Annotated in this window: 1 protein-coding gene; it reads left to right on the top strand. The window is 61.9% G+C overall.

The features are described 5' to 3' along the window. A partial coding sequence (locus ABI582_RS28575) for an immunoglobulin-like domain-containing protein (protein ID WP_442120976.1) occupies positions 1 to 1,833 on the top strand: 1,833 nt, incomplete at both ends.

Genomic DNA, 1,833 nt, shown 5'->3' on the forward strand with positions numbered 1-1,833 from the left:
GTTCACTGTGCACATCAACCAGCCGCTGGACCACGACCTGGTCGTGACGCTCAGCAACAATGCGACCGTCACCATCAAGGCGGGCGACACCAGCGCGCCGTACACCCACGACGCGCAGGGCGATGACGTCTACAACGACGCCGGCGAAATCAGTGTCGGCATCAAGTCGGCGGTAGACACTACCGGTGCGACCTTCGAGAACCTGGAGTTGGGCGGCGCGGCTACCGTTCAAGTGACCGACACCACCGACGAAGTTGTAGCGAAGCTGACCGCGACTCCTTCGGTGACCGAAGGCGGCGAGATCACCTACACCATCACGCTGACCAATAAAGATGGTCTGCCGATCAACAACCACGGCGCGCTGACCTTTACGCTGAGCGACGGCAAGACCGTCATCACCGTACCGGCCAATGGCACCAGCGGCTCGATCACCGTCACCGCTCCGGACAACGTCTACGTCGGCACCAACCCAGCAGTGGTCAACTCCATCGCGACCGTTGCGGGCGCGGATGTTGGCAAGTTCGAACAGCTGACTCTGGACAAGACCCCGGTCAGCACCGCCGTCACCGACGAACCAGGTTCGGGTACGCCGGGCACTGGCAATCAGGGCGACCTGGTGCAGGTCACCATTACCGCCGACCAGACTTCGGTCGCCGAGAACGTCAAACCGACCTTCACCGTGCACATCAACCAGCCGCTGGACCACGACCTAGTCGTGACCCTGAGCAACAACGCCCAGGTCACCATCAAGGCCGGCGAAACCAGCGCACCGTACACTCACGATGCGCAAGGGGACGACGTTTACAACGACGCTGGCCAGATCAGCCTGGGTATCGACTCGGCTGTAGACGCTACCGGCGCTACCTTCGAGAACCTGCAGCTGGGCGGTGCGGCTACCGTTCAAGTGACCGACACCACCGACGAAGTCGTGGCCAAGCTGACCGCGACCCCTTCGGTTACCGAAGGCGGCGAGATCACCTACACCATCACCCTGACCAACAAAGATGGGCTGCCGATCAACAACCACGGTGCCTTGACCTTTACGCTGAGCGACGGCAAAACTGTCATCACCGTACCGGCCAATGGCACCAGCGGTTCGATCAGCGTGACTGCCCCGGACAACGTCTACGTTGGCAGCAACCCAGCAGTGGTCAACTCCATCGCGACCGTTGCGGGCGCGGATGTCGGCAAGTTTGAGCAGCTGACCCTGGACAAGACGCCGGTCAGCACCACCGTGACCGACGAGCCAGGTTCGGGCACTCCGGGCACTGGCAACCAAGGCGACCTGGTGCAGGTCACCATTACCGCCGACCAGACTTCGGTGGCCGAGAACGTCAAACCGACGTTCACCGTGCACATCAACCAGCCGCTGGACCACGACCTGGTCGTGACCCTGAGCAACAACGCCCAGGTCACCATCAAAGCCGGTGACACCAGCGCGCCGTATACCCACGATGCGCAAGGCGACGACGTCTACAAAGACTCGGGCGAAATCAGCCTGGGTATCAAGTCCGCTGTGGACGTGGACGGTCGGACCTTCGAGAACCTGCAACTGGGTGGCGACGCTTCGGTTCAAGTGACCGACACCACCGACGAGGTCGTGGCCAAGCTGACCGCCACCCCTTCGGTCACCGAAGGCGGCGAGATCACCTACACCATCACCCTGACAAACAAAGACGGCCTGCCGATCAACAACCACGGCGCCCTGACCTTCACGCTGAGCGACGGCAAAACCGTTATCAGCGTACCGGCCAATGGTACCAGCGGCTCGATCACCGTCACTGCTCCGGACAACGTCTACGTCGGCAGCAACCCTGCAGTGGTCAACTCCAT

Source organism: Pseudomonas sp. SAS7, assembly GCF_052112345.1.
In the GTDB taxonomy this organism is placed as follows: domain Bacteria; phylum Pseudomonadota; class Gammaproteobacteria; order Pseudomonadales; family Pseudomonadaceae; genus Aquipseudomonas; species Aquipseudomonas putida_Q.